This window comes from Rhizobium sp. NPDC090279 (assembly GCF_044769665.1).
Lineage (GTDB): Bacteria > Pseudomonadota > Alphaproteobacteria > Rhizobiales > Rhizobiaceae > Rhizobium.
This window is the reverse complement of record NZ_JBIVYI010000033.1, coordinates 1-8,872: the sequence shown is the minus strand read 5'-3', so window position 1 is coordinate 8,872 and position 8,872 is coordinate 1. Positions and strand designations below refer to the sequence as shown.

At 56.9% G+C, this 8,872-nt stretch carries 3 protein-coding genes and 4 pseudogenes; 5 read left to right on the top strand and 2 right to left on the bottom strand.

All coding sequences use genetic code 11. The features are described from left to right. Nucleotides 1-72 precede the first annotated feature (72 nt). Nucleotides 73-303 (bottom strand): annotated as a pseudogene (locus tag ACIQWP_RS31615) (transposase domain-containing protein); the annotation flags it as partial. Nucleotides 304-787: 484 nt separating this feature from the next. On the opposite strand from ACIQWP_RS31615, the gene ACIQWP_RS31610 reads away from it, so the two are divergent. Then, nucleotides 788-2,866, top strand: coding sequence for a recombinase family protein (locus ACIQWP_RS31610; RefSeq protein WP_402796385.1), 2,079 nt, complete (start codon nucleotides 788-790; stop codon nucleotides 2,864-2,866). Nucleotides 2,867-2,894: 28 nt separating this feature from the next. Here ACIQWP_RS31610 and ACIQWP_RS31605 read toward each other — a convergent pair. Beyond that, nucleotides 2,895-3,227: pseudogene (locus tag ACIQWP_RS31605) on the bottom strand (transposase); the annotation flags it as partial. Nucleotides 3,228-3,797: 570 nt separating this feature from the next. Between ACIQWP_RS31605 and ACIQWP_RS31600 the strand changes: the two are divergent. The 4 genes and pseudogenes from ACIQWP_RS31600 to ACIQWP_RS31585 all read left to right on the top strand — a co-directional run. Next, on the top strand, nucleotides 3,798-5,723 hold the full coding sequence (locus tag ACIQWP_RS31600; RefSeq protein WP_402796382.1) for a methyl-accepting chemotaxis protein: 1,926 nt from the start codon (nucleotides 3,798-3,800) through the stop codon (nucleotides 5,721-5,723). Nucleotides 5,724-5,734: 11 nt separating this feature from the next. Continuing rightward, nucleotides 5,735-5,935 (top strand): annotated as a pseudogene (locus ACIQWP_RS31595) (chemotaxis protein CheW); the annotation flags it as partial. Nucleotides 5,936-6,367: 432 nt separating this feature from the next. Beyond that, nucleotides 6,368-8,134, top strand: a complete 1,767-nt coding sequence (locus ACIQWP_RS31590) for a diguanylate cyclase (RefSeq protein WP_402796379.1) — start codon at nucleotides 6,368-6,370, stop codon at nucleotides 8,132-8,134. 332 nt (nucleotides 8,135-8,466) lie between these two features. Further along, nucleotides 8,467-8,775 (top strand): annotated as a pseudogene (locus ACIQWP_RS31585) (IS21 family transposase); the annotation flags it as partial. Between the last annotated feature and the right edge of the window lie 97 nt (nucleotides 8,776-8,872).

Genomic DNA, 8,872 nt, shown 5'->3' with positions numbered 1-8,872 from the left:
GCCGCTTGGAACAAGCTTGTCGACCAACCCTGGAAAATCATGTCCATCGGACACCGCGAATGGGCTCGTCGGTCATGATCGTCGCTCGTTGGTATGACACGTCGGGGAGTCCCGGACGAGCTCAGGTGAGGCGCTAGCCCGTTGCACATATGCCCATGGTATGAAGGCGTCGATATCTCTGGCGAGATGACCGTTTGCGAGGCTGATGAACAGATCGCGCAGATAAGCGTAGGGCTCGACACGATTCACTTTGCAGCTTCCGATCAGACTGGCAAAGCGAGCCCATGTCCTGCCGCCGCCGTCCGAAAGGGCTGCATAATACAGGGATTTTGGGCAACGAAGTTAGAGTGCAATATCCATTCCATCCCGACGTTGGGCGTGACCTGGTCGTGCTCGCCGACCAAATTCACGACGGTCGTCGGCACTTTACGGTTCGACGCAAGTGCGGGCGCTCCCAACTTCTGCCAGCCTGGATGACGGAGCCTGAAGCAGCATCGATAAAAATCGTAGCTGATCCACTTCTGCCCGTAGCCAGACTTCTGGAACTTCGTGTGTTCCTTGACATCCTTGTAACCTTGCCCCCTCGGGGGGAGTCGCCTCCCGCAGAAGGAGGAACTCATGTCCAGGACAATGATGAAAAGGCAGCAGCCGGACCTGTTCACCACACAGGCGGAGCATCTGCCTCTAGCGATACAGGCCGAAGCCGCGAAATTGCTGTCGGTCTTGCTAAAGGAAGCCGTGGCAAGGCCCCCCGTACTGTCAACCCAGTCAGGTCAGGGGGTGCGTCATGATGAAGATCACCGCTGATCATTTGGCGCTTAGCGCCGTAGTTTACGTCCGACAGTCATCAATCGACCAGGTTACGCACAATCTGGAGAGCCAGCGCAGACAATACGGCCTTGAGGCGCGCGCCCGTGAACTTGGCTGGAACGACATCGAGATTATTGATGATGACCTCGGCAAGTCTGGGGGCGGCGTTGTGCGGCGTGGATTTGAGCGGCTGTTGGCGCTAATCTGCGAGGGTCGCGTTGGCGCCGTGTTCTCGATCGAGGCCTCTCGGCTCGCGCGAAACGGTCGAGACTGGCATACGTTGCTGGAGTTTTGCGGTTTAGTCGGCACACTCATTGTCGATGAGGAAGGTGTCTATGCTTCGCGGTCGATCAACGACCGCTTGCTCTTGGGAATGAAGGGAACAATGAGCGAGATGGAGCTCAGCGTCATTCGACAGCGATCCGTTGAAGCCATAAAGCAAAAGGCTCGACGTGGCGAGCATTTTACGACGGTTGCAGTCGGCTACGTAAAGACGAATGATGATCGGATCGAGAAGAACCCCGACGTTCGTGTTCGCGAGGCACTTGATCTCGTCTTCAGAAAATTCGTGGAACTGCAATCGATCCGGCAGGTCTTGCTCTGGTTGGTCCAGGAGAAGATCGGGCTTCCGGTCGTCGTTAGAGGATCGAACAATGCAAAAATCGAATGGCGTACACCAAGTTATACGACGTTGAACCATATGCTCACCAACCCGGTTTATGCTGGCGCATATGCGTTCGGCCGGCGGGGCGTCCGAACGACGATCGAGAACGGCCGGAAAAAGGTGAAGCGAAATCCTCAGCGAGACTGGAAAGCTTGGGAAGTGCTGCTTCGCGACCGTCACGAGGGCTATATCTCATGGGACGATTTTGTACGGAATCAACGCCTCATCGCTGACAATGCCAGCGGCAAAAGCTTTCTGAGCCGGGGAGCCATTCGTAGCGGGGAAGCGCTTTTGCCGGGGCTGCTGCGATGCGGGCGATGTGGTCGGCGGCTGTACGTTCTGTACACTGGAAGGGGCGGCGACACGCAGAAATATGTCTGCCGCGGAGAATTCAACAAAGCGGCTGTAGCAACCTGTCTTGGCTTCGGAGGAATGCGTCTCGATCGAATGGTGGCACAAGAGGTTCTGGAGCGGCTTCAGCCCCTCGGCGTCGAGGCTGCGCTAAATGCCATGAAAGATCAGGGAGCCGAGCAGTCCGAAAAATTGCGCCAACTGCAAAGATCCCTCGAACAGGCACAGTACGAAGCGAGCCGAGCCTATCGCCAATACGACGCTGTGGATCCCGACAATCGCCACGTCGCGGGTGAGCTTGAACGCCGTTGGAACGAACGCATCGATGCCATGCGTGCAATCGAACGAGAAATCGAGGGTTTGACCAATTCGCCTTCCCCAGGTCTCAGCACCGGCGACCGTGAAACGCTGCTCAAGCTGGGAGACGATCTGGCTCGCGCCTGGCGGCGTCCGGGCGTGACTTCGGAGACCAAGAAAAAGATTCTGCGCACAGTGCTATCGGAGATCATCGTCGACGTTGACCAAGACAACGAGCATCTTGATCTCATCATTCATTGGCAGGGCGGAGACCACACGCGCTTGAAGGTTAAGAAGAACCGTGTCGGTGTGACGCGCTGGACGACGGATGCCGAGGTCGTGGATCTTGTCCGTGTTCTCGCACGACATATGCCCGACTATGCGATTGCTGCCGTGCTTAATCGCTCCGGAAAAACAACTGCCCACGGGGCGCCATGGACGAGAGGCAGCGTATGTTCGCTGCGCAACGCTCGCGGGATTAAGCCCTATCGCGAAGGAGAGCGCAAGGATCGAGGTGAACTGTCGCTAGAGGAAGCTGCCGATATGCTGGATGTCAGTCCCTCAACGATCCGTCGTATGATCATCGAAGGGCGGCTGCCTGCCGAACATTTATGCAAAGGCTCGCCCTGGATCATTAAACAATCCGATCTCCAACGTCTGGACGTTACCCAGGAAGCCTGTCGTCGGAGATCACGCCAACGTCCGCCACCTACTGATTCCAACCAGAAATGTCTTGAATTTTAAGGAGATCGACAGATGAGCAGTATGAAGTGCCATCGTCATGTCCCGCAAAAAGCGCATTGCGGCGGTTCATGGCCGGGCTGCGTATGGCGTTTTCGACCAGGTTGGAGTCGATGTCCACGCGGCGATCGTCGAGGAAGCGCCGGAAGCCGTCTTGGCGTCTGAGCATGTAGGGCATGGCCACACCGAGATCGGACTTGCGTGAGACGCGCGCGGCCTGAGCGGCCAACCAGGTAAAGAACTCGTCCACCAATAGGCGGGACAGGTTCTGGCGGACAGAACGGTAATGTCCGGGATCGGAACCCCGGATGCTGTCCTCGATCTTGTAGAGGGCGGCGATGCGAACCAGAGCCTCGTCGACGATGGAGGCGTATCAACCAGGGAGTTCGTCGTGGAAGCTCAAATCAGTGTTGTTGTTTACCGTTGTTCAGCGGGAAACCAACGCGATGCCCTCTTCATCTCGTTATACCCCACAGCCTTGAGTCGTCTCCAAGACGTCGACGCAGCGCAGTAGCGTCGACTTAACAAGACCGGATCGCCGACGGTGCTTCACTATGCTGCGAGACCCCATCATCGGCCAGCCAGGGAAGCGGTTGCCGCAATTAAAGGACAGTCGAAAGCGGTATTCTCCTATACGAATACCGCAAAAAAAGTCCCGGTTGCGCAGAAAAGGAAGCTCGGCTTTCGCGGAGGTTCCTTGATTAAGAACTTCTTAGCGACGTTCACTTCAAGCTTGATATAAAGCTCGTATTGGCGTTGCGTTTAAATAGCAATCGATTGTGCCAGTATTGCTGCTTCGATTGCATGATGCAATCCCCCGAAATCTTCACCAATGTCATCCGTGTGGCAAGCCAGCTTCCGGAAGATCACTGACCATTGTCAATTTTGGCGAACGTCGGTGCTCGCGACCAATTCAACGCCATGGAGTGATCGAATGTCTTTCTTATTGAACGCGAAAGTCGCCACAAAGCTGTTCATCTGCTCGGGTGTCGGCATCCTGCTTGTGGCCGGCATGATCGCCAACCAGCAGATAAGTCAGGCCAATATTGTTCAAGCCACCAAGGTCGTCCGCCGTGAACAGACAATTCTGGACGGCATTCTCGGAGCTGAAATTGCTCTTGATCAAATGCGTATTCGAGTTCGCGATGCCATGCTGTCGACGACCGCTGGTCCTGTACAGGAGGCTTTACAGGCGCTTGATCGTGCGGCGAAGACGGGGCAAGACGGACTTGATGAGCCGATCAGAATCGCAATGAAGCCGCAAGTCCTGAAGGATATCCAGAGCGCTCTCGGCGACTACCGTGCTGCCTCCCATGATATTGCCGACTATGTCACGATGCATCTTAACGGGACCGTCGTGGAAACCGGTGAACTGAAAAAGACACGCCTCGATCCGGCCGTAGCAGTGGCTAGCAAGGCGATCGAAGAATCGATCGCTAACGCACGTCGATTCACCGGAGAGGCGATCGACAAGCGCGATGAAACGATGCGTGAAGCAAGCTGGATTGGGCTAGTCATCGGCATCACAATTACTCTTGTTCTGATAGCTTCGGCATTCTTCCTGCTGCTCAGTATTGGCCGTCCTGTTCAAGCAATGACAGCGGCGATGCGCAAGCTGGCGGACGGCGATACGCACTCGTCTGTCACCCACACAGGCCGAAAGGACGAAATTGGAGAGATGGCAGGGGCGGTTGAGGTGTTTCGTCAAGCGGTCCTTTCCAATAAACGGCTGCAAGAAGAAGCGGAGGCAAACCGGGCAAAGGCGGAGGCAGACCGGATCGGTTTAACCCAGGAAGCCGAAACCGCCGCCCAGGCCCGCTTGCAAGAAGCAAAGTCCGGTTTGGCTGCTGGCCTTCGTCGCCTCGCGGCAGGCGACCTCGATTTCGAATTGACCGTGCCGTTCTCGCCTGATTTTGAGGCGCTACGCCATGATCTAAATAGTGCCGTTACGCAACTTGGCCAAACGCTCCGCGCCCTGGCGCAGGCGGCGACCCATATAGACAGCGGCACGCGCGAAATCAGTCAGGCGGCCCAGGATCTTTCCAGGCGCACCGAGCAGCAGGCGGCCTCGCTCGAGGAGACGGCAGCTGCACTCGACCAGATCACCGCCAATGTCACGAGTTCCTCGAAGCGCGCCGAAGAAGCGCGCGCCGTCGTCCTCCGGGCCAATCAGAGTGCTGCCCATTCCGGCAAGATCGTCTCGAATGCGGTCGATGCCATGGGCAGGATCGAGCAGTCGTCCAACCAGATCTCCAGCATCATCGGCGTCATCGATGAGATCGCCTTCCAGACCAATCTTTTGGCGCTTAACGCAGGCGTCGAGGCTGCCCGGGCGGGTGAGGCGGGAAAGGGTTTTGCCGTCGTCGCCCAGGAAGTCCGCGAACTCGCTCAACGCTCGGCTCAAGCAGCGAAGGAAATCAAGGATCTGATCCGCAACTCCTCGGCTGAAGTCGGAAGCGGCGTCAGGCTGGTGAGCGAGACCGGCGACGCGCTCAAGACCATTGAAACCTATATCATCACCGTCAACCAACATATGGAGGCAATCGCGACCTCCGCCAAGGAACAGTCGGTCGGACTGTCCGAGGTCAATACAGCGGTGAATCATATGGACCAGGTCACGCAGCAGAATGCCGCGATGGTCGAGGAAAGTACTGCGGCGAGCGCGGCGCTTTCAGGCGAAGCTGGTCGCCTCAGGGAATTGATTGGCCAGTTCCGGTTCGGCGACGAGGCTGGCCGCCAGGTGAACGCGTTGCGGCAGACGGCTGCGGCCATGGGGGCACCCCGTCGCGTCACTGCTGCGGCACCGTCCACCATTCAAGGCAATCTTGCTCTTGCTAAAGAAGGGCGGAGGGAATTCTGATGGATACATCGATGAACCAGAAAAGTACGGAAGACCATGTTACTCGCGAGATCATCGCCTTTCGCCTGCACGGTCAGTCTTTCTGCGTCGCCACTACATCCATCCGCGAGATCCGCGGATGGGGTTCGGCCACCCCGGTGCCGCATTCGCCGCCCACTTTGCTCGGCGTGATGAATCTCCGCGGCACGGTCATTCTGATTGTTGATTTAGCAGTAGCACTGATTTGCTTCCTCAACGTCGATCACATGTGCGCAGGCTTTGAGGGTCAATCACCAGCCGCCTAGCGCCACTCTGTAATATCCGTCGCGGTTTCGTATGGAACCGCAATCATCCGTGAACAGCAGAAAGAATTGTGCAAATGTTCCATATCGTTGCGGTCCCGCCCCCTTCAACAGCGAATCTTGCAGGTCCCGCTGCCGTCGTTCCCACAAGACCAACGGAGGCTGTGGAGATCACACAGCTGCTGGAACGCGAACGTCAGAGATTGATAGAAACAACCAACTATCTGGAAGCGCTCTATGCGCGCATCCTCGTTGCCAAGGCTGGTACCTGCCGTTGAGAAATATTTAAGTCTGTCGGTTAAACGAAGATTCTACCAAAGCTGTTGTAGTCGGGATCAGACGATCGTTTTTGGAGTGTATTGCTTGTCGCGGCTTAAAATTCAGCAGCTGCAATGGATCGGAGGCGTAGCCGTCATCATGGTTTGCTTGATGATGGCCGGCTCGACAATCGCCTTCAGCCTGTCGGATTACATTAATGACAAACGAGGCGTGACGGAATTCAATCGTTTTCACGTCGCCTTGCATGCGGCGGCCTCAATCTCGCGGGAGCGCGGACCTTCAAATAGCCTGATGGGCGCCTCAGACGAGGAGCAGTTGCATTTGACTGCGGCGCTAAGAACCAGCCGCGACGAGACCGACCGCGATATCGCGAACCTTGAGACGCTTTTTCGCGCGGAGATCGACACATCGCCCGAAATGCGTAGCGCCTTCATGGCGGTTAAGGCTCAATTGGAGGCCGGCAGAAGGGCCGTCGATGCCGTTGCGGCAACCCCACGCAGCGAGCGCAGTAGCGCGAGGATCGCGGAAGCGATCCAGGCGATGTTCCGTGCCGCAGATCGTGCACAGGACTATCGCGACATAGCAGGACGGTCGATTATCGCGCTGGCGCCTGAGACAGGTGTCGAAGTCATGTTGACCTCGATGGCCGGCACGCTCAGAGAACGTGCAGGAAGGGTGGGATCCTACGTCGTGATGATGCTGACCTCGCAAGGCCAGGCGCGCTTGCATTACCGCTCAGCGTTCGACAGCGAATTGAGCCGGCTTTTTGAGGTGAATGCGCTTTTGAAGATCTATGCACCCACCACGTTGCAGTCGCAGCCGGTCGCAAGGCTGCTGGATCAGGTAACCGTAAACTATTTTACGGGCTCCCTGCCTTATGCGCAATGGGTTGCCTTTGGACTGAATGGGAGCAATTCGCTAACTCCGGCTGAGTTTACCGCAAAATACGTTTCAGGGATGAAGGTGATCGAGAATTTGCGCGAATTGATCGAGGAAACCGCGCGGACTTCTCTCGAGGCTGCGCAGCAGAAGGCTCTGGATACCATGCTGGTCTCGACTCTCTTAGCCGGCACAGCTATATCGGTAGCGATCGGTTTGGCTTATGTGCTCGGGCGGTCGCTTTTTCAGCCGATGATTGCGGCATTACAACAGATCGATGATATTACTGTCGGCAATCTTTCAGAGCCGCCACCAATGCCTCACGCAGGGCGGGAAGCGCGGGAGCTGTTCCAGAGACTCGACGTACTGCGGGAGCAGCAGCGCTTAAAGCGACGTCTGGAGATAGAGCGTAAATCCATGACGGAGGAGTTGAGGCGCCTCTCGCAAACAGATGCGTTGACCGGTCTCCTCAATCGCCGCGCACTCGCCGAGGCGGTGGGAGAGTTGCTCTCGGCTCCGACAAAAAACCCTAGGGGAATTGGCATTATCATGTTCGATATCGACTATTTTAAGTCGATTAATGATAAGTATGGACACGCTATGGGTGATCAGGTCCTTCAAAGGACGGCACTGATTTTGAAACCTTGTCTGCGCGCGGGGGATCTGTTTGCACGTTATGGCGGCGAGGAATTCATCATTGTATTGGGTGACGTGACCGAGACATCCGCGCGCACTGCTGGAGAACGCCTGCGAGAGGTGCTGGCGCGGGCCGTCCTTATCGAGGAACACAGGCTGACGGTCACCGCCAGCTTCGGCGTCAACTGGCAACCCGGATGCACCTCCAAGCATTGGGAAGAACTTGCTGCAGTGGCGGACAGGCGGCTCTATCAGGCCAAGAGGAACGGACGAAACATTGTCTGCGCATCCGACATGTCTGAGGAAAAACCGGCCAAACCAGCTGCGCAGATGTGAGTATCTGCGCGGCGACAAATAAGGTGAGACTCGTGTTGCCTCACATCAATGCTTCCTACCACGCCATCGCCTGACGGGACACCGTGCAACTGAGCCGAAGGCGAAGTGGAACGGTGTCCCGTCAGGCGGACTCAGCGTCAATCAGGATGAGACTCGGCGGCGGTGGTGTGGCGAAGGGAGGGCGTAGCCCGACCGGAGTTACACCCTGCCGCGGCGCAATTTTTCGGCGTCTCATGATCGCGGTTGGCCCGGTAGCGTGGGTGACTTTCTGAGAGTGGAGAATCACCTTTGTGCCGGGTCGCCATGTAACCGATCATCAGACGAGGCTTTTTATGAAGTACCGACAAACGCATTCTATTGAGGTCGCCGCCGCGAGGGCGTCGATCAGCTGGGCGACTGCTTTCCGTGTGGAGAAAGAGCAGTGCCTGCCATCGCGGATCAAGCCGCCGCGTAGTCGGCGTCGGCTTGATCCGCTGGAACATATCTTTGACAACGAGGTTGTTCCGCTTCTCAAGGCTGCGCCCGGCATCTGGGCTGTCGCCGTTTACGACGAGATGCTGCGTCGCCATCCGGAATTGACCGAAGGCATTCGTCGGACGTTGGAGCGACGCATCCGGTCATGGCGCGCCGTTCATGGCCAGGAATACTAACGAGCGCGATTTCGGACTCTTTGCGGCTTTCCAAAACGGCGCGAATCTGAATCCATGTTGCAAACTGGAGGTTTGCCGTGGGTTCAGC